Source organism: Kitasatospora sp. NPDC043949 (genome assembly GCF_056435365.1).
This window is the reverse complement of record NZ_JBWKEQ010000019.1, coordinates 101810-127379: the sequence shown is the minus strand read 5'-3', so window position 1 is coordinate 127379 and position 25570 is coordinate 101810. Positions and strand designations below refer to the sequence as shown.

Genomic DNA, 25570 nt, shown 5'->3' with positions numbered 1-25570 from the left:
GATTTCCCCGAGTTGACCTCGGAGTCGGACGCGGACGATCTCCCGCCGGCCCCCGTCAACCCGCTTCGTGACCCGGCCGACCGACGGCTCCCGCGCATCGCGGGGCCGTCCGGTCTGGTCATCTTCGGAGTCACCGGCGACCTGTCCCGCAAGAAGCTCATGCCGGCCATCTACGACCTGGCCAACCGCGGTCTGCTGCCGCCGGGCTTCTCTCTCGTCGGCTTCGCCCGGCGCGAGTGGGACGACGAGGACTTCGCCAAGGAGGTCCACGACGCGGTCAAGGACCACGCCCGCACCCCGTTCCGGGAGGAGGTCTGGCAGCAGCTCGCCAAGGGCATGCGCTTCGTCCACGGCACCTTCGACGACGACGACGCCTTCGACAAGCTCCGCGAGACCATCGACGAGCTGGACAAGGCGCAGGGCACCGGCGGCAACTTCGCCTTCTACCTGTCCGTCCCGCCGAAGTTCTTCCCGACCGTCGTCCAGCAGCTCAAGAAGCACGGCCTGGCCGACCCCCCGCAGGGCTCGTGGCGTCGCGCGGTCATCGAGAAGCCCTTCGGCCACGACCTGGAGAGCGCCCAGGAGCTGAACCGGATCGTCCACGAGGTCTTCCCCCGGGACGAGGTCTTCCGGATCGACCACTACCTGGGCAAGGAGACGGTCCAGAACATCCTGGCGCTGCGCTTCGCCAACCAGATGTTCGAGCCGATCTGGAACCGGTCGTACGTCGACCACGTGCAGATCACCATGGCCGAGGACATCGGCATCGGCGGCCGGGCCGGCTACTACGACGGCATCGGCTCCGCCCGCGACGTCATCCAGAACCACCTGCTCCAGCTGATGGCGCTCACCGCCATCGAGGAGCCGGCGTCCTTCCACCCGAAGGCGCTGGTGGCCGAGAAGCTCAAGGTGCTCAGCGCCGTCAAGCTCCCGGCCGACCTCGGCCGGCACACCGTGCGCGGCCAGTACGCGGCCGGCTGGCAGGGCGGCGAGGAGGTGGTCGGCTACCTGGACGAGGACGGCATCGACCCGGACTCCAAGACCGACACCTTCGCGGCGATCAAGCTGGAGATCAACAACCGCCGCTGGGCGGGCGTCCCGTTCTACCTGCGCACCGGCAAGCGGCTGGGCCGCCGGGTCACCGAGATCGCGGTGGTCTTCCAGCGCGCCCCGTACCTGCCGTTCGACTCCTACGCGACCGAGGAGCTGGGGCAGAACGCCCTGGTCATCCGGGTCCAGCCGGACGAGGGCGTGACGGTGCGGTTCGGCTCCAAGGTGCCGGGCACCTCCTTCGAGGTCCGGGACGTCACGATGGACTTCGCCTACGGCGAGTCCTTCACCGAGTCCAGCCCGGAGGCGTACGAGCGGCTCATCCTCGATGTGCTGCTCGGCGACGCCAACCTGTTCCCGCGTCACCAGGAGGTCGAGCTCTCCTGGCAGATCCTCGACCCGATCGAGAAGTACTGGGACACCCACGGCAAGCCCGCCCAGTACTCCGCGGGGACCTGGGGCCCGGCCGAGGCGGACGAGATGCTCGCACGAGACGGCAGGAGCTGGCGCCGGCCATGAAGATCGACCTCACCAACACGACGTCCAGCAAGATCAACGCCGCGCTGATGGAGGCGCGCCGGGCCAGTGGCTCCACCGCCGCCGGCATGGTGCTCACCCTGGTGATCGTGACCGACGAGGGCAGCGCGTACGACGCCCTCAAGGCCGCCAACGACGCCTCCCGCGAGCACCCCTCGCGCACCCTCGCGGTGATCAAGCGCGCCGGGCGCTCGCCCCGGGCCCGCGCCGAGACCCGGCTGGACGCCGAGATCCTCGTCGGCACCGACGCCGGCTCGGGAGAGACGGTCATCCTGCGCATGCACGGCGAACTCGCCGCGCACGCGCAGTCGGTGGTCCTGCCACTGCTGCTCCCGGACGCCCCGGTCGTCGTCTGGTGGCCCGACAACGCGCCGCTGCACCCGGCGCAGGACCCGCTGGGCGCGCTCGCCCAGCGCCGGATCACCGACGCCGTCACCGCCGAGTCCCCGGTCGGCCAGCTCGCCCAGCGGGCCCAGAGCTACACCCCGGGCGACACCGACCTGGCCTGGACCCGGATCACCGGCTGGCGCTCGATGCTGGCCGCCGCGCTGGACCAGCGGCCGGTCACGATCACCTCCGCGGTGGTCGAGGGCGAGTCCTACAACCCCAGCGTCGAACTGCTCGGCCTCTGGCTGCACAACCGGCTGCACGTGCCGGTCGAGCGGATCGTCACCGGCGGCCCCGGCATCACCGCGGTGCACCTGCGCACCAAGGACGGCGACATCACCCTGGACCGCCCGGACGGCCTGATGGGCACGCTCTCCATGGTCGGTTCCCCGGACCGCCAGGTGGCGCTCAAGCGGCGCGAGACCTCGGAGCTGATCGCCGAGGAACTGCGCCGGCTCGACCCGGACGACATCTACGCGACGGCCGTGCGCACGCCCGTCGACCGGCTGCGCGAGCCGGACACCGCCGAGACGGCGGCGGCCGAGCGGATCGCCCGCGCGGCGGTCACCGAGGCCGCGGTGGCCAACCCCGCCCGGGTGACCGCCAAGGTCGCGTCCGAGGCCGCGTCCGAGGACATGGCCGAGGCCGAGGCCGCCGAGAAGGCTCCCGCCAAGAAGCCCGCCAAGCGCGCCGCCAAGGGGAGCGCATGACCAACGCGACCCCGCAGCTGGTCGTCCACCGGGACAAGGAGCTGATGGCCCAGGCGGCCGCGGCCCGGCTGATCACCCGGATCGTGGACGCCCAGGCCGCCCGCGGCACCGCCTCGGTGGTGCTCACGGGCGGGCGCAACGGCAACGCCCTGCTGGCCGCGATCGCCGCCTCCCCGGCGCGCGACGCGGTCGACTGGGCGCGGCTGGACCTCTGGTGGGGCGACGAGCGCTTCGTCCCCGCCGGGGACCCGGACCGCAACGCCGTCCAGGCCCGCGCCGAACTGCTGGACTCCGTCCCGCTCGACCCGGCGCGGGTGCACGAGATGCCCGCCTCGGACGGTGCGGACGGCTCGGACGTGGAGGCCGCCGCCGCCCGCTACGCGGAGGAGCTGGCGAAGGCCTCCGGCCCGGGTGACCGGCTCGGCGTCCCGGCCTTCGACGTGCTGCTGCTCGGCGTCGGCCCGGACACCCACGTCGCCTCGCTCTTCCCCGAGCACCCGGGCGTGCGGGAGACCGAGCTGACCGTGATCGGCGTGCGCGGGGCCCCCAAGCCCCCGCCGACCCGGATCTCGCTCACCCTCCCGGCGATCCGGGCGGCCCGCGAGGTCTGGCTGCTGGCGGCCGGCGCGGACAAGGCGGACGCGGTCGCGATGGCCCTGTCCGGCCCGGGCGAGCTCCAGGCGCCCGCCTCCGGCGCGTACGGCCGCAGCCGCACCCTGTGGCTGCTGGACCGGGCCGCGGCGGAGCAGATCCCGCCCCAGCTGTACCCGCCGGCCTCGGCGTAACGGGCCCGGCAACGCACAAGGGCGCCACCGTCCTCGACGGTGGCGCCCTTCGCTGTCTGTCGTCCGGGTCAGATCTCGCCGCGCAGCTTGGCCAGCGCCTCGGCGAGGATCGCCTCGCCGTCGGCGTCGGTGCGCCGCTCGCGGACGTAGGCGAGGTGGGTCTTGTACGGCTCGTTGCGCGAGGGCGCGGGCGGGTTGTGCTCGTCCTGTCCGGCCGGGAAACCGCACCGCGGGCAGTCCCAGGTGTCCGGGATGACGGCCTCGGCGGCGAAGCTCGGCCGGGTCTCGTGCTTGTTGGCACACCAGAAGGTGATCCGGTTGCGCGGGGCGGACTCGCCGCGCTCCGCCTCGCCCATCGGGCCCGCTCCGACCCTGCTGCCACGGATGGCGTTGCCACTTGCCACGGTCTGACTCCCTGCGTGCTGGTGCGCCGACCCTCCGCGGTGCGCGTCGGTGGCGAAAGTCGTCCTAGTGTAAGCAGGAGTTAAGCGTCCACCGCCATCGCCTCCGCCCCCGACCGTCCCAGGATAGGCGCTCGGGCGACGGGGCGTCAGGGTTACGTCAGCTCTTGTACTTCAGCACCAGGCCCAGCACGATGATGCAGGCGAACCAGGCGAGACCGACCACGATCGTGATGCGGTCCAGGTTGCGCTCGGCCACCGCCGAGCCGCCGCCGGTGGACATCGCGCCGCCACCGAACATGTCCGACAGGCCGCCGCCCTTCCCCTTGTGCAGCAGCACCAGCAGGATCATCAGCAGACTGAAGATGATCAGGGCAATCGAGAACCCGAGAACCACGACGGGACCAACTCTCTCGTATCTTCGGCGACGGGGCCGGACCGCTGACGGCGGTCCGGCCCCAAAGCCTACGTTGCTGCAGCGGCGTTAGCCTACTGCCTGCTCACGGTAGCGCACGATCTTGACGAACTCGTCGGCGTCCAGCGAGGCACCGCCGATCAGGCCGCCGTCGATGTCGGGCTTGGCCATCAGACCGGCCGCGCTCGACGACTTCACCGAACCGCCGTACAGCACGCGGACCTTGTCGGCCAGCTCGGCGTCGTACAGCTCGGCGATCCGCTTGCGGATGGCGGCGCAGACCTCCTGCGCGTCCTCCGGGGTGGCCACCTCGCCGGTGCCGATCGCCCAGACCGGCTCGTAGGCGACCACGATGGACTCGGCCTGGTGGGCCGGGATGTCCGCCAGGGCGCCGTCCAGCTGGGCGAGGGTGTGCTCGACGTGGGTGCCGGCCTTGCGGACGTCCAGCGGCTCGCCGATGCACAGGATCGGGGTGATCCCGGCCCGGTAGGCGGCCTTGACCTTGGCGTTGACGATCGCCTCGTCCTCACCGTGGTACTGGCGGCGCTCCGAGTGGCCGATCACCGCGAAGGTGCACTTCAGCTTGGCCAGCATCGGGCCGGAGACCTCGCCGGTGTAGGCACCGGAGTCGTGCTGCGAGATGTCCTGCGAGCCGTACTTGATCTTCAGCTTGTCGCCGTCGACCAGGGTCTGCACCGAACGCAGGTCGGTGAACGGCACCAGGACGGCGACCTCGACGGCCTCGTAGTCCTTGTCGGCCAGCGCGAAGGCCAGCTTCTGGGTGTGCTGGATGGCCTCAAGGTGGTTGAGGTTCATCTTCCAGTTGCCCGCCATCAGCGGGAGACGCTCAGTCATTGCTTTCAGCCTTCCAGGGCGGCGAGACCGGGGAGGGTCTTGCCCTCCAGGTACTCGAGGCTGGCGCCACCGCCGGTCGAGATGTGTCCGAATGCGTTCTCGTCGAAGCCCAGGATGCGGACGGCCGCGGCGGAGTCGCCGCCACCGACCACGGTGAACGCGTCGCTGTCCAGCAGCGCCTGGGCCACGGCCTTGGTGCCGTTCGCGTAGTCCGGGTGCTCGAAGACGCCCATCGGGCCGTTCCAGAACACGGTGCCCGCGTCGGCCAGCTTCGCCGCGTACAGCTCGCGGGTCTTCGGGCCGATGTCCAGGCCCTCCTGGTCGGCCGGGATCGCGTCCGCGGCGACGAGCGAGGGGTTGGCCGGGGCCTTGGTCTTGAGGTCGGGGAAGTCCACCGACACCAGGACGTCCACCGGCAGGACGAACTCGACGCCCGTCTCCTCGGCGCGCTTCAGGTAGTCCAGGACGACCGGGATCTGGTCCTCCTGCAGCAGCGAGATGCCGACCTCGTGGCCCTTGGCCTTGAGGAAGGTGTACGCCATGCCGCCGCCGATCAGGATCCGGTCGGCCTTCTTCAGCAGGTTGTCGATCACGCCGAGCTTGTCGGAGACCTTGGCGCCGCCGAGCACGACCACGTACGGGCGCGCGACCTCCTCGGTGAGCTTCTTGAGCACACCGACCTCGGTGGCGATCAGGTCGCCGGCCGCGTGCGGCAGCAGGCCGGGCAGGTCGTAGACCGAGGCGTGCTTGCGGTGCACGGCGCCGAAGCCGTCACCGACGTACAGGTCCGCGAGGGCGGCCAGCTGCTCGGCGAAGGCCTTGCGCTCGGCGTCGTCCTTGCTGGTCTCGCCGGCGTTGAAGCGCAGGTTCTCCAGCAGCGCGACCTCGCCGTCGCCCAGCGCGGCCACGGTGGACTCGGCGCTCTCACCCACGGTGTCGGTGGCGAAGGCGACGTTCTTGCCGAGGATCTCGCCGAGGCGCGCGGCCGCCGGCGCGAGGGAGAACTGCGGGTCCGGCGCGCCCTTGGGGCGGCCGAGGTGGGAGGCGACGACGACCCGGGCGCCGCGCTCGACGAGCTTGGCGATGGTCGGGGCGACGGCGCGGATCCGGCCGTCGTCGGTGATCGTGGTGCCGTCCAGCGGGACGTTCAGGTCGGCACGGACGAACACGCGCTTGCCGGCGACGTCGAGGTCTTCGATGGTCTTCACGGGGATTGGCTCTCCTGGGGAGATGGTTGATGCGCAGAGGCGGCACGGCGCAGGGGCCGCCTGGGAAGTCCTGGTGCGCAGAGCGAGGGCCCGGTCGGCACAGTGCGCCAGCCGGGCCCTCGCCCCTACATCACGTCAGCTCCCGCTGCGTCAGAGCTGGCCGCCGACGAGGGAGGTCAGGTTGACGAGGCGGTTCGAGTAGCCCCACTCGTTGTCGTACCAGCCGAGCACCTTGACCTGGTTGCCCTGGACCATGGTGAGCTGGGAGTCGAAGATGCAGGAGGCCGGGTCGTTGACGATGTCCGAGGAGACGATCGGGTCCTCGGTGTAGGTCAGGATGCCCTTGAGCGGGCCCTCCTGCGAGGCCTTCTGGAAGGCGGCGTTGACCTCGTCCTTGGTCACCTCGCGCTCCAGGGTGACGACCAGGTCGGTGATGGAGCCGGTCGGGACCGGGACGCGCAGCGAGGTGCCGTCCAGCTTGCCCTTCAGCTCCGGCAGGACCAGGGCGGTCGCCTTGGCGGCACCGGTCGAGGTCGGGATGATGTTCTGCGACGCGGCACGGGCGCGACGCAGGTCCTTGTGCGGGAAGTCCAGGGTCACCTGGTCGTTGGTGAACGCGTGGACGGTCGTCATCAGGCCCTTGACGATGCCGAAGTTCTCGTGCAGCACCTTGGCCATCGGCGCCACGCAGTTGGTGGTGCACGAGGCGTTGGAGATGATCGAGTGGTTGGCGGCGTCGTACTTGTCCTCGTTGACGCCCAGGACGATGGTGACGTCCTCGTCGCTCGCGGGCGCCGAGATGATGACCTTCTTGGCGCCGGCGGTGAGGTGCTTCTTCGCGGCCTCGGCCTTGGTGAAGATGCCGGTGGACTCGACGACGATGTCGGCGCCCAGGGCGGCCCACGGCAGGTTGGCGGGGTCACGCTCGGCGCTGACCTGGAAGGTCTTGCCGTCGACGGTGATGCTGTCCTCGGTGTGCGAGACCTCGCCCGGGAAGGTGCCCAGGGTGGTGTCGTACTTGAGCAGGTGAGCCAGGGTCTTCGTGTCAGTGAGGTCGTTGACACCGACGATCTCGATGTCCGCGCCCTGCGCCTTGACCGCGCGGAAGAAGTTGCGGCCGATGCGGCCGAATCCGTTGATGCCTACCCGGATCGTCACGAACCGATCTCCTCGTTAGGTACGCCGGAGCTAAGCCGACGGGGGTGAGATTTGGGAAGTCCCCGACCGCCTATGACCCTACCCCTCCCAGGCCTGGGAGGGCACATCGCGCCACGTGCGACGACCTGGCGTGGCGCGAAATCAGGCCGACCGTCCTTGGCCGTCAGGGCAGTTGGTCCCGGTCAGTGGTCTCTACCAATTTGCGCACACCGGGCGCGTCCGGGTATCCCCTCCGGACACGGCGGCGGCCGGTGCCCGGAATCCGGACACCGGCCGCGGAACAGCCACTCGGTGCGGCGGTCAGTTCATCGCCATCTCGTCGGTGAGGTTGGCCTCGGTGCTCGGCAGGCCGAGCTCGGAGGCGCGCTTGTCCGCCATCGCCAGCAGGCGGCGGATCCGGCCGGCCACCGCGTCCTTGGTCAGCGGCGGGTCGGCGAGCGCGCCCAGTTCCTCCAGCGAGGCCTGCTTGTGCTGCATCCGCAGCTGACCGGCCGCGGCCAGGTGCTCGGGCACCTCCTCGCCGAGGATCTCCAGCGCCCGCGCCACCCGGGCGCCGGCCGCCACCGCGGCGCGGGCCGAGCGGCGCAGGTTGGCGTCGTCGAAGTTGGCCAGGCGGTTGGCGGTGGCCCGGACCTCGCGCCGCATCCGGCGCTCCTCCCAGGCGAGCACCGACTCGTGCGCGCCGAGCCGGGTCAGCAGCGCGCCGATAGCGTCGCCGTCGCGGATCACCACCCGGTCCACGCCGCGCACCTCGCGGGCCTTGGCCGGGATGCCGAGCCGGCGGGCCGCGCCGACCAGGGCGAGGGCGGCCTCGGAGCCGGGGCAGGTGATCTCCAGCGAGGAGGAGCGGCCCGGCTCGGTGAGCGAGCCGTGCGCCAGGAAGGCCCCGCGCCAGGCCGCCTCGGCATCGCAGGTGGCCCCGGAGACGACTGCCGGGGGCAGCCCCCGGATCGGCCGGCCCCGGCCGTCCACGAGGCCGGTCTGGCGCGCGAGCAGTTCGCCGTCCTTGACCACCCGGACGACGAAGCGGCTGCCGCGCCGCAGTCCGCCGGGGGCCATCACCACGAGGTCGGAGGAGTGTCCGAAGATCTCCAGCAGGTCCTTGCGCAGCCGCCGCGCCGCCGCGCCGGTGTCCAGCTCCGCCTCGATCACGATCCGGCCGCTCACGATGTGCAGCCCGCCCGCGAACCGCAGGATCGCCGACACCTCCGCCTTGCGGCAGCAGGCCCTGGTGACCGGGAGCCGGCTGATCTCGTCCTTCACCGCTGGAGTCATCGCCATGGCCCGATCCTTCCATGTGTCCGGAAAATCCGGTCGTACGCTGCCGCCAACAGCTCCGGGTCGTGTCGCGGGGTGCCGTCGGTGCGGGCCACCCGGCCCAGGACCAGGGCGGCGCCCATCCGCTCGGCGGCCTTCTCCAGACCGGCCAGATCCGCCTGGCCGAAGGCGCCGCCGGTGACGGCGCGCTCGTCCACCAGGATCGCATCCACCGCGAGGCCCGGGGCGTGGTCGGCGATGACCTCCAGGTGGCGCTGCGGGGTGAAGCCCTCGGTCTCGCCGGGCTGGGGGGCCAGGTTCAGGGTGAGCAGGCGGCGGGCGCGGGTCTCGGTGAGCGCCTTGGCCAGCTCCGGGACCAGCAGGTGCGGCAGCACGCTGGTGAACCAGGAGCCGGGACCGAGCACCACCCAGTCCGCCTCCCGGACGGCGGTGACCGCCTCCGGGACGGCCGGCGGCCCGTCCGGCAGCAGCCGGATCGACTGCACGGTGCCGGGCGTGACCGCGACGCTGGCCTGGCCGCGGACGGCCGACAGCTCGCCGGGGCGCTCCGGGTCGTGGCCGCGCACGGTCGCCTCGATGTCCAGCGGCACCGCCGACATCGGCAGTACCCGGCCCTGGACGTTCAGCAGCCGGCCGACCCAGTCCAGGGCGGCCACCGGGTCACCGAGCTTCTCCCAGAGCGCGACGATCAGCAGGTTGCCGACCGCGTGGCCGCCCAGCTCGCCGGTGCCGGTGAAGCGCTGCTGGATCACCTCGGACCAGGTGCGCCCCCAGTCGTCGTCCCCGCACAGCGCGGCCAGCGCCTTGCGCAGGTCGCCGGGGGGCAGCACGCCCAGCTCGGTGCGGAGCCGGCCGCTGGAGCCGCCGTCGTCGGCGACGGTGACCACGGCGGTCAGGTCGCTGGTGAGCCGGCGCAGCGCGGAGAGCGAGGCGGACAGGCCCTGGCCGCCGCCGAGCGCGGTGATCCGAGGGGCCGGGTTGGCCCGGGCGGGGCTGCTGCGCGGCCGGCTCGGGACCGGCGGCCGGGCCGGGCCACCCGCCCGGTCGGCACTCCTGTTCTGCGGCTGCCGCCCGGGCACATATCCCGCCACACTCACCTCGCGTTCCTCGCCGCGGCCGCCGGCCCCGCCGGCGGCCCGGCTAGGAGGCGGCGGTCACTCCCGTCCCATGTCACGGTGGACGAGCACCGTCTCCACTCCGTCGGCGATGAGACGCTTGGTCAGGCGCTCGGACATCGCGACGCTGCGGTGCTTGCCACCGGTGCAGCCTACGGCAAGCGTCATGTAGCGCTTCCCCTCGCGGCGGTACCCCTCGGTGATGATGCGCAGGAGCTCGGCGTAGCCGTCCAGGAACTCGTTGGCACCGGGCTGCTGGAACACGTAGTCGGCGACGTCCGCGTCGGTGCCGGTGCGGGCGCGCAGCTCGGGCACCCAGTGCGGGTTGGGCAGGAAGCGGCAGTCCACCACCAGGTCGGCGTCGACCGGCAGGCCGTACTTGAAGCCGAAGGACATCACGGTGGCGCGCAGCTCGGGCTCGTCGTGGTCGGCGAACTGGGCGTCCAGCTTGGCGCGCAGCTGGTGCACGTTGAGGTTGGAGGTGTCGATCACCAGGTCGGCCTCGCCGCGCAGGTCGCGCAGCAGGTCGCGCTCCTGGGCGATGCCGTCGACGATCCGGCCGTCGGCCTGCAGCGGGTGCGGGCGGCGCACGCTCTCGAAGCGGCGGACCAGCGCGTCGTCGGAGGAGTCCAGGAAGACCACGCTGAGCCGGACGCCGCGCTTCTCCAACTCGTCGAGCGAGGTGAGCAGGTCGTCGAAGAACTGGCGGCCCCGGACGTCCACGACCACGCCGATCCGGGCGACGTTGCCCTGGGAGCGGGCGCCCAGGTCGACCATGGTCGGGATCAGGGCCGGTGGCAGGTTGTCCACCACGAACCAGCCCAGGTCCTCCAGGCACTTCGCGGCGGTGGAGCGGCCGGCTCCGGACATGCCGGAGATGATCACCAGCTCCGGCGCGTTCTCGGCCACGTCTGACACGGTCACTTCGGTTCCCCGCTCTCGGTCTTTCTGCTGGGGAGAACGCGCACGGCGCGACCGCCCTTCCCCTGCCCGGACAGGCGGGCGGGGGCTGGGCGCGCCGTCTGACGGTCGGCGTCGACCGTCATGGCGTCTCCTGGGATGGTGCGGTCTGGGATGCTGCGACCACCGGCTCGGCGGCCGGTTCGGCCCCGTCCTCGATGATCTCGCCGGTAGCGGTGTTCACCGCTGGTGCGACGGGTGTACGGGAGGACAACGCCGCCGCAACAGTCTCCGCCGTGCGGCGTCCGATGCCGGGTACGGCGCAGAGTTCGTCGACGGTGGCGGCCCGGAGCCTCTTCAGCGAGCCGAAGTGCTTGAGCAGCGCCTGGCGGCGAGTCTCGCCGAGGCCCGGGACGGAGTCCAGTTCCCCGGCGGTGAGTCGCTTGGAACGCTTGCTGCGCTGGTAGGTGATCGCGAAGCGGTGGGCCTCGTCGCGGACCCGCTGGAGCAGGTAGAGGCCCTCGCTGGAGCGCGGCAGCACGACCGGGTCGTCCTCACCGGGCAGCCAGACCTCCTCCAGCCGCTTGGCCAGGCCGCACAGCGCGACGTCGTCGATGCCGAGTTCGTCCAGGGCGCGCTTGGCGGCGGCGACCTGCGGCTGGCCGCCGTCGACGACCAGCAGTTGGGGCGGGTAGGCGAAGCGGCGCGGACGGCCCGTCTCCGGGTCGATCGGGCCGGCCGGGGCCCCGGTGCCGTCGGCGGCGGCGCCCGGGTCGTCGGCCTCGGGGACGACCCACTCGCCGGTCTGCTCGCGCTCCTGGAGGTAGCGGCGGAAGCGCCGACCGATCACCTCGTGCATCGAGCGGACGTCGTCCTGGCCCTCGAAGCCCTTGATCTGGAAGCGCCGGTACTCGCTCTTGCGGGCCAGGCCGTCCTCGAAGACGACCATCGAGGCGACCACGTCCTCGCCCTGGAGGTGGGAGATGTCGAAGCACTCGATGCGCAGCGGCACCGAGTCCAGCTCCAGCGCGTCGGCGATCTCCTGCAGGGCGCGGCTGCGGGTGGTGAGGTCGGAGGCGCGCTTGGTCTTGTGCAGTGCCAGCGCCTGCTGGGCGTTGCGCTGCACGGTGGCCATCAGGTCCTTCTTGTCGCCGCGTTGCGGGATCCGCAGGTCGACCTGGCTGCCGCGCAGGCCGCTCAGCCAGTCCCGGACCGGACCGGCCGGCTCGGGCAGCGCGGGGACGAGCACCTCGCGCGGGACGGACTCGTTGCGCTCGTCCGGGCCGCCGGCACCACCGTAGAGCTGCTGGAGGGCGTGCTCGACCAGGCCGGCGGTGTCGACGTCCTCGACCTTGTCGGTGACCCAGCCGCGCTGGCCGCGCACCCGGCCGCCGCGGACGTGGAAGATCTGGACGGCGGCCTCCAGTTCGTCCTCGGCGACGGCCAGCAGGTCGGCGTCGGTGGCGTCGGCGAGCACGATGGCGTTCTTCTCCATCGCGCGCTTGAGGGCGCCGATGTCGTCCCGCAGCCGGGCCGCCTTCTCGTACTCCATCTCCTCGGCGGCCTCCCGCATCTGCTCTTCCAGCCGGCGCAGGTAGTTGCCGGTGCGCCCGGCCATGAAGTCGCAGAAGTCCTCGGCCAGCGCCCGGTGTTCGTCCGGCGAGACCTTGCCGACGCAGGGCGCGGCGCACTTGCCGATGTAGCCGAGCAGGCAGGGCCGGCCGACCTGCCGGGCGCGCTTGAACACGCCGTTGGAGCAGGTGCGGACGGGGAAGACGCGCAGCAGCAGGTCGACCGTCTCGCGGATCGCCCAGGCGTGCCCGTACGGGCCGAAGTAGCGCACGCCCTTCTTGTGCGCCCCGCGCATCACCTGGACCCGCGGGTATTCCTCGTCGAGGGTGACGGCGAGTTCCGGATAGCTCTTGTCGTCGCGGTACTTGACGTTGAACCGCGGGTCGAACTCCTTGATCCAGGAGTACTCCAGCTGGAGCGCCTCGACCTCGGTGGCCACCACCGTCCACTCCACCGAGGCGGCGGTGGTGACCATGGTCGCGGTGCGCGGGTGCAGGCCGGCCAGGTCCTGGAAGTAGGACGACAGGCGCGGCCGCAGGCTCTTGGCCTTGCCGACGTAGATGACCCGTCCGTGGGCGTCACGGAACTTGTAGACGCCCGGTGAGGTCGGGATCGCGCCCGGCGCCGGGCGGTAGGTGCTCGGGTCAGCCATGGGTCCACCGTACCGAGTGGGGCCGGGGCCGCGAAGGAGAGATCGACGGGGCGGGGATCAACGGGGCGGGGATCAACGGGGCGGGGATCGACTGGGCGGGGATCGACTGCTTCAGCTCGGGGTCACCTTGAGGTTCCCGCCGTCGACCGTGACGGCGTAGGCGGGCAGCGGCCTGGGGGCCGGGCCGTCCTGGACGGCGCCGTCGGTGATGGCGAACCGGCTGCCGTGGCAGGGGCACTGGATCTGCTGGCTCTTCACCTGGTCGACGACGCAGCCGGCGTGGGTGCAGACGGCGCTGAAGGCCTTGTACTCCCCCGCGGTCGGCTGGGTCACGACGATCTTCTGGTTGCGGAAGACCTTGCCGCCGCCCTCCGGCACCGCCGAGGCCGGGCCGAGGTCCACCGGGCTCTTGGCCGCGCTGCTGGCGCCGGAGGAGCCCGAGGAGGAACCGCAGCCGGCGACCGCCACGGTGCCGCCGGCCGCCAGTACGGCGGCGGCGCCGCAGAGCACGGTGCGGCGGGAGGTGGCGGGGCTGGTCTCGGGGGCCTCTGACATCGGTGCGCTCCTGCGGTTCGGCTTCCTACGAGGGACCACGGAAGTCTATGCGGCACCCGCTCCGCCGCCCCGGGGGGCGGGGCGGCGGAGCGGGTCGCTTCTCCCTCTTCGCTACTTCTTCGCCGCGGCGGCGCGCTTGCGCGGCGCCTTCTTCACCGGGGCGACCGGGGCGTCCGCGAACTCGCCCGGAAGGATGTCCCGGAGGAACTTGCCGGTGTGGCTCTCCGGGACGGCGGCGATCTGCTCCGGGGTGCCCTCGGCGACCACCATGCCGCCGCCGGAACCGCCCTCGGGGCCCATGTCGACGACCCAGTCGGCGGTCTTGATCACATCGAGGTTGTGCTCGATGACGATCACCGTGTTGCCCTTCTCCACCAGCCCGCTGAGCACCTTGATCAGCTTGCTGATGTCCTCGAAGTGCAGGCCGGTGGTGGGCTCGTCCAGCACGTAGACCGTCCGCCCGGTGGAGCGCTTCTGCAGCTCGGAGGCGAGCTTGACGCGCTGCGCCTCGCCGCCGGAGAGCGTCGGCGCGGACTGGCCGAGCCGGACGTAGCCGAGGCCGACGTCGTTGAGCGTCCTGAGGTGCCGGGCGATCGCCGGGACGGCCTCGAAGAAGGCCAGCGCCTCCTCGATCGGCATGTCCAGCACCTCGGAGATGGACTTGCCCTTGTAGTGGACCTCCAGCGTCTCCCGGTTGTACCGGGCGCCGTGGCAGACCTCGCACGGCACGTAGACGTCCGGCAGGAAGTTCATCTCGATCTTGATGGTGCCGTCGCCCGAGCAGTTCTCGCAGCGGCCGCCCTTGACGTTGAAGGAGAACCGGCCGGGCAGGTAGCCGCGGACCTTCGCCTCCTGCGTCTCCGCGAAGAGCCGGCGCACGTGGTCGAACACCCCGGTGTAGGTGGCCGGGTTGGAGCGCGGGGTGCGCCCGATCGGCGACTGGTCGACGTGCACCACCTTGTCCACCAGGTCGGTGCCGGTGATCCGGGTGTGCCGGCCGGGCACGCTGCGGGCGCCGTTCAGCTCCCGGGCGAGGTGGGTGTAGAGGATGTCGTTGACCAGCGTCGACTTGCCGGATCCGGAGACGCCGGTGATCGCGGTGAAGGTGCCGAGCGGGAAACCGACCGTGACGTCCTTGAGGTTGTGCTCGCGGGCGCCGTGGACGGTCAGCTGGCGCTTCTTGTCCCGGTCGCGGCGGCCCGCCGGGATCGGGATGGCCCGCTTGCCGGAGAGGTACTGGCCGGTCAGCGACTCCTTGTTGGACAGCAGCCCCTTCAACGAGCCGGAGTGCACCACCTTGCCGCCGTGCTCGCCGGCGCCCGGGCCGATGTCGACCACCCAGTCCGCCGTCTTGATGGTGTCCTCGTCGTGCTCGACCACGATCAGCGTGTTGCCGATGTCGCGCAGCCGCACCAGCGTCTCGATCAGCCGGTGGTTGTCCCGCTGGTGCAGGCCGATGGACGGCTCGTCCAGCACGTACAGCACGCCGACCAGGCCGGAGCCGATCTGGGTGGCCAGTCGGATGCGCTGGGCCTCGCCGCCGGACAGGGTGCCGGCCGCGCGGTTCAGCGAGAGGTAGTCCAGGCCGACGTCGACCAGGAAGCGCAGCCGCTCGTTGACCTCCTTCAGGACGCGCTCGGCGATCTGCTTGTCCCGGTCGTTCAGCTTCATCGCGCCCAGGAACTCGGCGCAGTCGCTGATCGACATCGCCGAGACGTCGGCGATCGACTTCTCCTCGACGGTGACTGCGAGCACCACCGGCTTGAGCCGGGTGCCCTCGCACGTCGGGCAGGGCACCTCGCGCATGTAGCCCTCGAAGCGCTCGCGGCTGCTGTCGCTCTCCGCCTCGGTGTGCCGGCGCTGGATGAACGGGACGGCGCCCTCGAAGCCGGTGCTGTACGAGCGCTCGCGCCCGAAGCGGTTGCGGTAGCTGACCTGCACCTGGTGCTTGTGCCCGTACAGCAGCGCCTTCTTGGCGCGGGCCGGCAGCCCGGCCCACGGGATGTCGGTGCGGAAGCCGAGCTCCCCGGCGAGCGCGTCGATCAGCCGCTGGAAGTACTCCTTGGCGTGGCCCGCCGACCACGGGTGGATCGCGCCCTCCTCCAGCGAGCGCTCGGGGTCCGGGACGACCAGCTCCGGGTCGACCTCCATCCGGTTGCCCAGGCCCGAGCAGTCCGGGCAGGCGCCGAACGGCGAGTTGAAGGAGAACGAGCGCGGCTCCAGTTCCTCGAACGACACGTCGTCGTACGGGCAGTAGAGGTGCTCGGAGTACATCCGCTCGCGCTCCGGGTCGTCCTCCGCGAGGTCGACGAAGTCGAGCACGACCATGCCGCCGGACAGCCGCAGGGCCGTCTCCACCGAGTCGGTGAGCCGCCGCTTGGCGCTCTCCTTGACGGTCAGGCGGTCGATGACCACCTCGACGGTGTGCTTCTCCTGCTTCTTGAGCTTCGGCGGCTCGGCGAGCTGGATCGTCTCGCCGTCCACCCGGGCGCGCGAGTAGCCCTTGGACTGGAGGTCGGCGAAGAGGTCGACGAACTCGCCCTTGCGCTCGCGCACCACCGGGCTGAGCACCTGGAACCGGGTGCCCTCGGCGAGCTCCAGCACCTTGTCGACGATCGCCTGCGGCGACTGCTTGGCGATCGGGCGACCGCAGTGCGGGCAGTGCGGCTTGCCGATCCGGGCGAACAGCAGGCGCAGGTAGTCGTAGACCTCGGTGATCGTGCCGACGGTCGAACGGGGGTTGCGGTTGGTGGACTTCTGATCGATCGAGACGGCCGGGGAGAGGCCTTCGATGAAGTCCACATCGGGCTTGTCCATCTGCCCGAGGAACTGGCGGGCGTAGGAGGACAGCGACTCGACGTAGCGGCGCTGGCCCTCGGCGAAGATCGTGTCGAAGGCGAGCGAGGACTTGCCGGAGCCGGAGAGGCCCGTGAAGACGATGAGGGAGTCGCGGGGCAGGTCGAGCGAGACGTTCTTGAGGTTGTGCTCGCGAGCACCGCGGACGATGAGGCGGTCGGCCACTGCTTCTGGCGCCTTTCTCCGGGGCGAGAGGACTTGCGGGGAGATGTGTGCTTCTTCCAGGATGCGGCAGCCAGCCTACTAGCTCAGACGTTCGAATATCGACCGTGTCCAGTGGAGTCCACCCGAACGAGTGAGAGCGCCTCTCGGACCCTCCGTACCCGGACCGAAAAAGGCCCTGCTCAGCGGTCGGATTCGGCGATAGCGTCAGCTGGTCAACGAGCGGAGCCCCCCGCGGGCAACGCGCCGTCTCCCACAGAAGGCCGATCCGATGACCGACCCGCAGACCGCCGCCGAGGCCGCCGCGCAGTACCTGGCCCTGGTCGAGGAGAGCACCCGGCACCTGCTGCACACCGTCGCCGAGCTGAAGCCCGAGGCCGTCGCCGAGCCCTCCGCCCTGCCCGGCTGGACCCGCGGTCACGTGCTGGCCCACCTCGCCCGCAACGCCGACTCCCTGGTCAACCTGCTGGACGGCGCCCGCACCGGCACCGACATCCCGCAGTACGCCAGCACCGAGGCCCGCGACCGGCAGATCGAGGAGGGCGCGCCCCGCCCGGTCGACGTCCAGCTCGCCGACCTGCGCGACTCCCGCGAGCGCTTCGCCGCGGCCGCCGCGCTGCTGCCCGCCGATGCCTGGACGGTCGAGGTCCGCCACCGCACCGGCTACGTCTTCCCCGCCCACGACCTCCCGTGGAAGCGCCTCGCCGAGGTCGAGTACCACCACGTCGACCTGGACGCCGGCCACACCCCCGCGCACTGGCCGGAGGTCTTCGCCGTCACCGAGTTCCACAAGATCGCCAACAAGCTGCACGGCGCCGCCCTGCCCGGCGTCGAGCTCGTCGCCGAGGACACCGGGGACATCGGCCTGATCGGCACCGGCGAGCCCGCCCTCACCGTCCGGGGCCCCCTCCGCTCCCTGCTCGCCTGGCTCTCCGGCCGCTCCGACGGCGCCGACCTCCGGGCCACCCCCGACACCGCCCTCCCCCAGCTTCCCCCGCTGGGCTGACGGCGCGAAGATGATCCTGAACCCCTTCACCGGACGAGGAGCGGACGGATGACGTACCACGGAGCGGTCAAGGTCGGCGGGCCGCCGGACGTGCGGGAGCTGGCGCACCTGATCATCACCAAGGTGGCCGTCGGCCCGTACGACAACAACGCCTACCTGCTGCGCTGCCGGGCCACCGACGAGCAGCTGCTGATCGACGCGGCCGCCGACGCCCCGGTGCTGCTGGAGACCATCGGCGACGAGCTGGCCACCGTGGTCACCACCCACCGGCACCACGACCACTGGGCCGCGCTCGCCGAGGTGGTCGCGGTGACGGGGGCTCGCACCGCCGCCGGCGCGCACGACGCCGAGGGCGTCGACGTGCCCACCGAGCTGCTGCTCGCGGACGGCGACAAGCTGCGGGTCGGCGACGTGGAACTCACCGTCCGGCACCTGGTCGGACACACCCCGGGCGCGATCGTGCTGGTCTACGACGACCCGCAGGGCCACCCGCACGTCTTCACCGGCGACTGCCTCTTCCCCGGTGGCGTCGGCAACACCTGGGGCGACCCGGAGGCCTTCCGCACGCTCTTGCGAGACGTCACCGAGAAGGTCTTCGACGTGCTGCCGGACGAGGCCTGGGTCTACCCCGGCCACGGCAACGACACCACCCTCGGCGCCGAGCGCCCGCACCTCGACGAGTGGCGCGAGCGCGGCTGGTGACCTCGGCCTCCGGGCACCGGGCACCGGGCACCGGGCACCGGGCACCGGGCACCGGGCACGACGAGGCCCCCGCGACCCCTTTCGGGTCGCGGGGGCCTCGGCCGTCACGCGGGGGTCAGGCGTCCAGCTTCTGGGCCTCGCGCTCGGCCCGTTCCTGCTTCTTCGAGGCGATCAGGCTGGTCACCGTGGTGACGGCCAGCACGACCACGATGACGCCCAGCGAGAGCGGGATGCCGATCTCCGGCACGTTCGCGCCCGCCTCGTGCGCCGCGTGCAGCACCAGCTTCACGCCGATGAAGCCGAGGATCACCGACAGGCCGTACGACAGGTGGACCAGCTTCTTCAGCAGGCCGCCGATCAGGAAGTACAGCTGGCGCAGGCCCATCAGGGCGAAGGCGTTGGCGGTGAAGACGATGTACGGGTCCTGGGTGAGGCCGAAGATCGCCGGGATGGAGTCCAGCGCGAACAGCACGTCCGTGGTGCCGATCGCCAGCATCACGATCAGCATCGGGGTCATCAGCCGGCGGCCGTTCTCCCGGATGAAGAGCTTGGTGCCGTGGTACGTGTCGGTGGACGGGAAGCGCCGCTCGATCGACTTGAGCAGGCGGTTCTCCTCGAACTCGTCCTCCTCCTCGCCCGCCCGGGCCTCCTTGATCAGCTTCCAGGCGGTCCAGATCAGGAAGGCGCCGAAGATGAAGAACACCCAGGAGAACTGGGTGACCAGCGCCGCGCCGCCGGCGATGAAGACCGCCCGCAGCACCAGCGCGATGATCACACCGAACATCAGCACGCGCTGCTGGTAGATCCTCGGCACCGCGAACTTGCCCATGATCAGGATGAAGACGAACAGGTTGTCGACACTGAGCGACTTCTCGGTGATGTAACCGGCGAAGAACTCACCGGCCGGCTGCGCGCCGGAGTGCCACCAGAGGAACCCGCCGAAGATCAGCGCCAGCACGATCCAGACCGCGGTCCAGATCCCGGCTTCCTTGACCGAGACCTCGTGCGGCTTGCGCCCTCCGATGAAGAAGTCCGCCACGATCAGTGCGATCAACACACCGATCGTGGTGACCCACATGGCTATGGAAACGTCCACTACTGCTCCTCCGGCAGGTAGGCGAGACAGTCATCGTCACTGCCGGAGGTCTCTTCCGCCCGTCGGGCCCGCTCTCGGGGCGTCCGCACGGACCAGCGCCCCGGGGCGCCGCTCGTGGGCGCCCGTGATGACGGGGACAACTGCGGGGGAATACTCCCCTCCGCTGCCATCGAGAGTAACAGGAAGCCCAAAGAAAGGTAAAGAAGGTAAAGAACCGTCAGAGGTACGGCTCGATCGCCGGCAGCAGGTCCTGGAAGGTCCGCCCCTTGGCCGGCGCGCCGATCGCCTGCATCTCCCAGCCGCCGGCCCCGTCACGGAACACCTTCGCCATGATCTGCCCGGTGTGCGACCCTCCCCCGGCCAGCTCGTACCGGGCCAGCTCCTCGCCCGTGGTCTCGTCCACCAGCCGGCAGTGGGCGCCCCGCACCTCCGCGAAGGTCTGCCCGGTGTACGAGCTCACCGTGAACACCACCTGGGTGATGTGCGCCGGCACGTGCAGCAGGTCCACCAGGATCGCCTCGTCGTCCTCCGTGCCCGAGCCGCCCTCCAGGTTGTCCCCGGTGTGCCGGACGGAACCGTCCGTGCTCTCCAGGTGCTGGAAGAACACCACGTCGGACGGGGTCTTCTCGGCGTACAGGAGCGCCGACGCGTCCAGGTCGATCGTCCTGGTGCGGCTGCCGAACAGGCCCCGCTTCGGCGCGGCCTGCCAGCCGAGCCCCATCCGGACCACGGTCAACGCGCCGCCCGGCCCCTTCTGGAGACTGACCCGCTGTCCCTTGGCAAGGTTCACCGACACGGCGTTGTCCTCTCTACCCGGCCACGCGGTCGCTCCCCGCGCGGCGCCACGGTGGAACACCCCGTGCCGTCCCCCGGCTGAGGCCCCCTGTTGCTGTCGCACCACCCCGTCCCGAGGTCGATGCCGCAGGCCAGCCTAGGGCCTGCGGCACCCCGCACCTCCCGGCGGTCGCCGCATTGTGGCAAGGCTGAGACACCGCCGGGCTTGACCGGTGTCACACCGGCCCGGCCCGGCGGCCGTCTCGACCCGCCTCAGACCCCCGTCGGCCCCTCGGCCCCCGCTCAGGCCACGCCGGCCTCCCTCATCTGGCGCAGCTCCCGCTTCAGCTCCTTCACCTCGTCGCGCAGCCGGGCCGCGACCTCGAACTGGAGGTCGGCGGCGGCCGCGTGCATCCGGTCCGTCATCGACTGGATCAGCTCCGCCAGCTCGGCGGCCGGCAGGCTCTCGCCCTGCTTGCGCTCCATGCCCAGGGCCGGCACCGGGGCCTTGCCCTTCCCGGCGGCCCCGCGGTAGCCGGTGGACAGCAGCTCGTCGGTGTCCACGTCCTCGCGGGCGAGGGTGTCCAGGATGTCGCCGATCTTCTTCCGCAGCGGCTGCGGATCGATCCCGTGCTTCTTGTTGTACGCCTGCTGCACGACCCGGCGGCGGTTGGTCTCGTCGATCGCCTTCTCCATCGACGGGGTGATCCGGTCCGCGTACATGTGCACCTGGCCCGAGACGTTTCGGGCGGCCCGCCCGATCGTCTGGATCAGTGAGGTGCCGGAGCGCAGGAAGCCCTCCTTGTCCGCGTCCAGGATCGCCACCAGCGACACCTCCGGCAGGTCCAGGCCCTCGCGCAGCAGGTTGATGCCGACCAGCACGTCGTACCTGCCCGCGCGCAGCTCGCGCAGCAGCTCCACCCGGCGCAGGGTGTCCACGTCGCTGTGCAGGTACCGGACCCGGATGTCCAGGCCGAGCATGTAGTCGGTGAGGTCCTCGGCCATCTTCTTGGTCAGCGTGGTCACCAGGACGCGCTCGTCCCGCTCCACCCGCTTGCGGACCTCGTGCACCAGGTCGTCGATCTGGCCCTCGGTCGGCTTGACGATCACCTCCGGGTCGATCAGACCGGTCGGGCGGATGATCTGCTCGACCTGGCCGTCGCCGCGGGACAGCTCGTACGGGCCGGGCGTCGCCGACAGGTACACCGTCTGGTCGATCCGCCCCAGGAACTCCTCCCACTTCAGCGGGCGGTTGTCCATCGCGGAGGGCAGCCGGAAGCCGTGCTCCACCAGGGTGCGCTTGCGCGAGGCGTCGCCCTCGTACATCGCGCCGATCTGCGGGACCGTGACGTGCGACTCGTCGATGACCAGGAGGAAGTCCTCCGGGAAGTAGTCGAGCAGGGTGTTCGGCGGGGAGCCGGGCTCGCGGCCGTCGAAGTGCATCGAGTAGTTCTCGACGCCCGAGCAGGTGCCGATCTGGCGCAGCATCTCGATGTCGTAGGTGGTGCGCATGCGCAGCCGCTGGGCCTCCAGCAGCTTGCCCTGCTTCTCCTGCCGGGCGAGCGTCTCCTCCAGCTCCTTCTCGATGCCGGTGATCGCCCGCTCCATGCGCTCCGGGCCGGCCACGTAGTGCGAGGCGGGGAAGACGTACACCGACTCGTCCTGGCTGATGATCTCGCCGGTGAGGGGGTGCAGGGTGTACAGCGCCTCGATCTCGTCGCCGAACATCTCGATCCGGACGGCCAGCTCCTCGTAGACCGGGAAGATCTCGATGGTGTCGCCGCGGACCCGGAAGGTGCCCCGGGTGAACGCCACGTCGTTGCGGGCGTACTGGATGTCCACGAAACGGCGCAGCAGGACGTCCCGGTCGATCTCCTCGCCGACCTTGAGCGGGACCATCCGGTCCACGTACTCCTGCGGGGTGCCGAGGCCGTAGATGCAGGACACCGACGCGACCACGATCACGTCCCGCCTGGTCAGCAGCGAGTTGGTCGCCGAGTGCCGCAGCCGCTCGACCTCCTCGTTGATCGAGGAGTCCTTCTCGATGTAGGTGTCCGTCTGCGGGACGTACGCCTCGGGCTGGTAGTAGTCGTAGTACGAGACGAAGTACTCGACCGCGTTGTTCGGCAGCAGCTCGCGGAACTCGTTCGCCAGCTGGGCGGCCAGCGTCTTGTTCGGCGCCATCACCAGGGTGGGCCGCTGCAGCCGCTCGATCATCCAGGCCGTGGTGGCCGACTTCCCGGTACCGGTGGCACCGAGCAGGACGACGTCCTTCTCCCCGCCCTTGATCCGCCGCTCCAGCTCGGCGATCGCCGCCGGCTGGTCCCCGTTCGGCTGGAAGGGACTGACGACCTCGAAGGGCGCCACTGACCGCTCAATACTCGTGATGGGTCGCACGAGTCCACCGTACGACCCACCACCGACAAGCGGTGCGGCTCCCTCAGGCCGCGTGCCCCTCGAACCTCATGGCCGGCTCGCGGGCCGGGTCGATGCGGACGACCGAGTCGAAGGCGGCGGCGAGGCGTTCGATCAGCGGCAGGGCCGGATCGACGCCGCTCTCCTCGATGCTCTCGACCGTCGCCTCGTCCAGCCCGGACCGCTCCGCGAGTTCGGCGAGCGTCCAGCCGAGAGCGGAGCGGCGGGCGTACACGGCCTCGGCCAGCGCCATCCGCCGCCCGGCCGGCCGGTACTGCTCGCTCTCCCGATGCTCCGGCGGCACGACCCACCGCGTGTGACAACCGCTGCTCACCGCTGCTCCTCCCGGTCGTAGACGTCGTGGTCGGCAGCGGGCAGATGCTCGGCCTCACGCTCTGCTCCGCCGGGCCCTGTCCGGCTGATCTTGCCGGACAGGGCCCGGGAGCAGCGCCCGGCCGGGGCGGGGGTCACGGGCTCAGGTCTTCGCGCTGTCGCGGGCGAGGGCTACCAGGCGGGAGATGGCGCGGAGGTACTTCTTGCGGTAGCCGCCGCGGAGCATGTCGTCGGGGAAGACCTGGTCGAAGGGGAGGCCGGAGGCGGTGATGGGGAGCTCGCGGTCGTACATGCGGTCGGCGAGGACGACCAGGCGCAGGGCGGTGGACTGGTCGTCGACCTGGCGGACGCCGCGCAGGCAGACGGTGGTGACGTCGTCGAGCAGCGCGCCGTAGCGGCTGGGGTGGACGGCGGAGAGGTGAGCGAGGAGGGTGTCGAAGTCGTCCAGGGAGGCGCCGGGGGTCCGGGCGGCGACGGCGTCGACGGCCGCGTCGGGGTAGGGCGGCGGGGCGTCCGGGAGGCCGCGGTGGCGGTAGTCCTGGCCGTCGATCCGCATCGGGCGGAAGTGCGCGGACAGGCCCTGGATCTCGCGCAGGAAGTCGGCGGCGGCGAAGCGGCCCTCGCCGAGCTTCTCCGGCAGGGTGTTCGAGGTGGCGCAGAGCTTGACGCCGTTGTCGACGAGGCGGCCGAGCAGCGTGGAGACGAGGACGGTGTCGCCCGGGTCGTCGAGCTCGAACTCGTCGATGCACAGCAGCGTGTGCCCGGAGAGGGTCCGGACGGCCTGCTGGAAGCCGAGCGCACCGACCAGGTTGGTCAGCTCGACGAAGGTGCCGAAGGCCTTGGGGCCGGGGGCGGCGTGCCAGAGCGAGGCGAGCAGGTGGGTCTTGCCGACGCCGTAGCCGCCGTCGAGGTACACACCGGCCGGGCCGGTGGGCGCCGGGGCGGAGCGGCGGAACCAGCTGCGCTTGGGTGCGGAACCGTTTCCCCCGCCGAGGGTGGTGGCGAACTGCTCCAGGACCTGGACGGCCTCGTACTGGCTGGGCTGGTTCGGGTCCGGAATGTACGTCCCGAAGCTCACGTCGGAGAACCGGGGCGGCGGGACCATCTCGGCGACCAGCCGCTCGGCGGGCACGACGGGGCGGCGGTCGGCGAGCGCGATCGGGGAGCCGGCCGCGCTCGCGGCGGCTATGGACTCGGTCGCGGTGTCGGGGCGGGGGGCTGCTGGCACGTTAGTAGAGGGTACGCCTGGTCCCAGGCCCCTCGGGACGGCGGCCGGTGGAAGACTGAGGGCATGCAACAGTTGATCAGCCCGCTGGGCGAGCCGGTCGTGGACCCGGCCTCGCTGGAGTCGCTCGCCGCCGTCTACGCGTACCCCGACCAGGTGAATCGGGGGCGGCCCTGGCTGCGCGCCAACATGGTGGCCGGTCTGGACGGCGGGGCGAGGCTGGAGGGCCTCTCGGAGGGCCTGTCCGGGGACGCCGACAAGCGGATCTTCGGTGTGCTGCGCGCGCTGTCGGACGTGGTGCTGGTGGGCGCGGAGACGGTCCGCGCGGAGGGCTACCGGCCGGCCCGGGCCCGGGCCGAGTTCGCGGCGGCGCGGGCGGCGGCCGGGCAGGCCCCGGCTCCGGCGATCGCGATCGTGAGCCGCTCGCTGACCCTGGACCTGACCGCGCCGCTGTTCACCGCCCCGCTGGTCAGAACGGTGGTGATCACCACCGCGGACGCGCCCGAGGAGCGCCGCCGGGCGGTCGCCGAGGTGGCCGACCTGGTGCTCGCCGGGGAGGGGTCGGTGGACCTGCGGGCGGGCGTGTCGGCGCTGGCGGAGCGGGGCTGGACGCGGTTGCTGAGCGAGGGCGGCCCGCGGCTGCTGGGGCAGCTGGCGGCGGCGGGTCTGCTGGACGAGTTGTGCCTGTCGCTGGCTCCGTTGATCACGGGCGGCGACGCGCCGCGCATCATCCGCGATGCGGAAATGCCTGACGTGCAGCGGATGCGGCTGGTCTCATTGATCGAGCAGAAAGGATTCCTCTTCACCCGCTACATGCGTCCGCCGACCCCGTGACCGACGGGTCGTGATCCCGTTAATGCGATGCCGGGGCCCGGGGGCCGGCCACTGGAAGGGACTCACGTGTTCAAGACGGTACTGATGATCGAAAAGGCTCTCTCCGACGCGGACGTGGAACTCGTCACCACGCTCCACAGCGACGAGAAGGTCTCCTTCGTCGTCCTGATGCAGCCGCGCGGCAAGCAGGACGAGCTGCTGCGGGCGCTGGACGACGTGGCGCTCGGCCACCTCGACAAGGTGGTGCACGAGCACGACGAGTCCGAGTCCGGGCCGACCGTGGCCTCCGAGTCGCTCGAACACAGCCTGCGCCACCTGCGCGCGGCCGGGGCCGAGGCGGTCGGCGAGCTGGTCGAGGAGAAGCCGCTGGACCGGCTGCGGGCGGCGGTCGAGGAGCACCGCGCGGACGAGGTGGTGGTGCTCACCTCACCGCACTTCGTCGAGGAGTTCTTCCACCGCGACTGGGCCTCCCAGGCCCGGCACAAGGTGGGGGTCCCGGTGCTGCGGCTGTTCGCCAGCGACTCCTAGGGATCCCGGCCGGTGGTGCAGAATCGTCCTTGCGGTCCGCCCGCGAGGACGATTCCCCATC

Annotated in this window: 24 protein-coding genes; 7 read left to right on the top strand and 17 right to left on the bottom strand. The window is 71.3% G+C overall.

Going from position 1 to position 25570, the window contains the following annotated elements:
- Positions 1 to 12: 12 nt before the first annotated feature.
- The 3 genes from zwf to pgl are packed head-to-tail and all read left to right on the top strand — an operon-like array spanning position 13 to position 3469.
- The gene (gene zwf, locus AC07AL_RS18100) at positions 13 to 1569 is read left to right on the top strand and encodes a glucose-6-phosphate dehydrogenase (RefSeq protein ID WP_363580670.1); all 1557 of its coding nucleotides are present in this window, start codon (positions 13 to 15) and stop codon (positions 1567 to 1569) included.
- Positions 1566 to 2684, top strand: a complete 1119-nt coding sequence (gene opcA / locus AC07AL_RS18095; RefSeq protein WP_478317789.1) for a glucose-6-phosphate dehydrogenase assembly protein OpcA — start codon at positions 1566 to 1568, stop codon at positions 2682 to 2684. The genes zwf and opcA overlap by 4 nt, the downstream gene beginning before the upstream one ends.
- Entirely contained in the window at positions 2681 to 3469 is a 789-nt protein-coding gene (gene pgl / locus AC07AL_RS18090) for a 6-phosphogluconolactonase (protein WP_363580439.1), read from the top strand. The genes opcA and pgl overlap by 4 nt, the downstream gene beginning before the upstream one ends.
- Positions 3470 to 3537: 68 nt before the next feature.
- Here the strand turns inward: pgl and AC07AL_RS18085 are convergent, their stop codons facing one another.
- The 11 genes from AC07AL_RS18085 to uvrA form a co-directional block, all read right to left on the bottom strand.
- Positions 3538 to 3825, bottom strand: coding sequence for an RNA polymerase-binding protein RbpA (locus AC07AL_RS18085; RefSeq protein ID WP_063349510.1), 288 nt, complete (start codon positions 3823 to 3825; stop codon positions 3538 to 3540).
- 205 nt (positions 3826 to 4030) lie between these two features.
- Positions 4031 to 4267, bottom strand: coding sequence for a preprotein translocase subunit SecG (secG, locus tag AC07AL_RS18080; protein ID WP_063349509.1), 237 nt, complete (start codon positions 4265 to 4267; stop codon positions 4031 to 4033).
- A gap of 87 nt (positions 4268 to 4354) precedes the next feature.
- Complete coding sequence (tpiA, locus tag AC07AL_RS18075) at positions 4355 to 5140, bottom strand: triose-phosphate isomerase (protein ID WP_350885798.1); 786 nt, start codon at positions 5138 to 5140, stop codon at positions 4355 to 4357.
- A gap of 5 nt (positions 5141 to 5145) precedes the next feature.
- Positions 5146 to 6348, bottom strand: coding sequence for a phosphoglycerate kinase (locus AC07AL_RS18070; RefSeq protein WP_363580436.1), 1203 nt, complete (start codon positions 6346 to 6348; stop codon positions 5146 to 5148).
- 150 nt (positions 6349 to 6498) lie between these two features.
- A complete protein-coding gene (gene gap, locus AC07AL_RS18065) occupies positions 6499 to 7506 on the bottom strand; it encodes a type I glyceraldehyde-3-phosphate dehydrogenase (RefSeq protein ID WP_363580434.1) in 1008 nt (335 codons plus the stop codon).
- Between the two features lie 300 nt (positions 7507 to 7806).
- Positions 7807 to 8787 (bottom strand): DNA-binding protein WhiA, encoded by a 981-nt coding sequence (gene whiA / locus AC07AL_RS18060; protein ID WP_063349505.1) that lies wholly within the window; start codon positions 8785 to 8787, stop codon positions 7807 to 7809.
- On the bottom strand, positions 8778 to 9875 hold the full coding sequence (locus AC07AL_RS18055; protein WP_350885867.1) for a gluconeogenesis factor YvcK family protein: 1098 nt from the start codon (positions 9873 to 9875) through the stop codon (positions 8778 to 8780). Before AC07AL_RS18055 ends, whiA begins: the two co-directional genes overlap by 10 nt.
- Positions 9876 to 9938: 63 nt before the next feature.
- Positions 9939 to 10823 carry an RNase adapter RapZ gene (gene rapZ / locus AC07AL_RS18050; protein WP_350885802.1) on the bottom strand — a complete coding sequence of 295 codons (885 nt, stop codon included), beginning with the start codon at positions 10821 to 10823 and terminating at the stop codon, positions 9939 to 9941.
- Between the two features lie 118 nt (positions 10824 to 10941).
- Positions 10942 to 13023, bottom strand: a complete 2082-nt coding sequence (uvrC, locus tag AC07AL_RS18045; RefSeq protein ID WP_363580432.1) for an excinuclease ABC subunit UvrC — start codon at positions 13021 to 13023, stop codon at positions 10942 to 10944.
- Between the two features lie 111 nt (positions 13024 to 13134).
- The gene (locus AC07AL_RS18040; RefSeq protein WP_478317788.1) at positions 13135 to 13578 is read right to left on the bottom strand and encodes a Rieske (2Fe-2S) protein; all 444 of its coding nucleotides are present in this window, start codon (positions 13576 to 13578) and stop codon (positions 13135 to 13137) included.
- A gap of 111 nt (positions 13579 to 13689) precedes the next feature.
- The gene (gene uvrA / locus AC07AL_RS18035; RefSeq protein ID WP_478317787.1) at positions 13690 to 16599 is read right to left on the bottom strand and encodes an excinuclease ABC subunit UvrA; all 2910 of its coding nucleotides are present in this window, start codon (positions 16597 to 16599) and stop codon (positions 13690 to 13692) included.
- Between the two features lie 268 nt (positions 16600 to 16867).
- Here uvrA and AC07AL_RS18030 point away from each other — a divergent pair, with 268 nt between their 5' ends.
- Both AC07AL_RS18030 and AC07AL_RS18025 read left to right on the top strand, forming a co-directional pair.
- Positions 16868 to 17602 carry a maleylpyruvate isomerase family mycothiol-dependent enzyme gene (locus AC07AL_RS18030; RefSeq protein ID WP_363580428.1) on the top strand — a complete coding sequence of 245 codons (735 nt, stop codon included), beginning with the start codon at positions 16868 to 16870 and terminating at the stop codon, positions 17600 to 17602.
- Positions 17603 to 17650: 48 nt separating this feature from the next.
- On the top strand, positions 17651 to 18304 hold the full coding sequence (locus AC07AL_RS18025; RefSeq protein ID WP_363580426.1) for an MBL fold metallo-hydrolase: 654 nt from the start codon (positions 17651 to 17653) through the stop codon (positions 18302 to 18304).
- 115 nt (positions 18305 to 18419) lie between these two features.
- Here AC07AL_RS18025 and AC07AL_RS18020 read toward each other — a convergent pair whose 3' ends face one another.
- From AC07AL_RS18020 to zapE, 6 genes are all read right to left on the bottom strand, one after another.
- Positions 18420 to 19400 (bottom strand): TerC family protein, encoded by a 981-nt coding sequence (locus AC07AL_RS18020; RefSeq protein WP_363580424.1) that lies wholly within the window; start codon positions 19398 to 19400, stop codon positions 18420 to 18422.
- 217 nt (positions 19401 to 19617) lie between these two features.
- The gene (locus AC07AL_RS18015) at positions 19618 to 20196 is read right to left on the bottom strand and encodes a TerD family protein (protein WP_363580422.1); all 579 of its coding nucleotides are present in this window, start codon (positions 20194 to 20196) and stop codon (positions 19618 to 19620) included.
- Positions 20197 to 20477: 281 nt separating this feature from the next.
- On the bottom strand, positions 20478 to 22571 hold the full coding sequence (gene uvrB / locus AC07AL_RS18010) for an excinuclease ABC subunit UvrB (RefSeq protein WP_363580420.1): 2094 nt from the start codon (positions 22569 to 22571) through the stop codon (positions 20478 to 20480).
- A 43-nt stretch (positions 22572 to 22614) separates the two neighbouring features.
- Positions 22615 to 22893, bottom strand: a complete 279-nt coding sequence (locus AC07AL_RS18005) for a helix-turn-helix domain-containing protein (RefSeq protein WP_478317786.1) — start codon at positions 22891 to 22893, stop codon at positions 22615 to 22617.
- A gap of 26 nt (positions 22894 to 22919) precedes the next feature.
- Positions 22920 to 23060, bottom strand: a complete 141-nt coding sequence (locus AC07AL_RS18000; RefSeq protein ID WP_363627959.1) for a hypothetical protein — start codon at positions 23058 to 23060, stop codon at positions 22920 to 22922.
- A 4-nt stretch (positions 23061 to 23064) separates the two neighbouring features.
- Positions 23065 to 24111, bottom strand: coding sequence for a cell division protein ZapE (gene zapE, locus AC07AL_RS17995; protein ID WP_363580667.1), 1047 nt, complete (start codon positions 24109 to 24111; stop codon positions 23065 to 23067).
- Positions 24112 to 24213: 102 nt separating this feature from the next.
- Here zapE and AC07AL_RS17990 point away from each other — a divergent pair, with 102 nt between their 5' ends.
- On the top strand, positions 24214 to 24981 hold the full coding sequence (locus AC07AL_RS17990) for a pyrimidine reductase family protein (protein WP_363618730.1): 768 nt from the start codon (positions 24214 to 24216) through the stop codon (positions 24979 to 24981).
- A 66-nt stretch (positions 24982 to 25047) separates the two neighbouring features.
- The gene (locus tag AC07AL_RS17985; RefSeq protein WP_350885822.1) at positions 25048 to 25509 is read left to right on the top strand and encodes an indole-3-glycerol phosphate synthase; all 462 of its coding nucleotides are present in this window, start codon (positions 25048 to 25050) and stop codon (positions 25507 to 25509) included.
- The last annotated feature ends 61 nt before the right edge of the window (positions 25510 to 25570 follow it).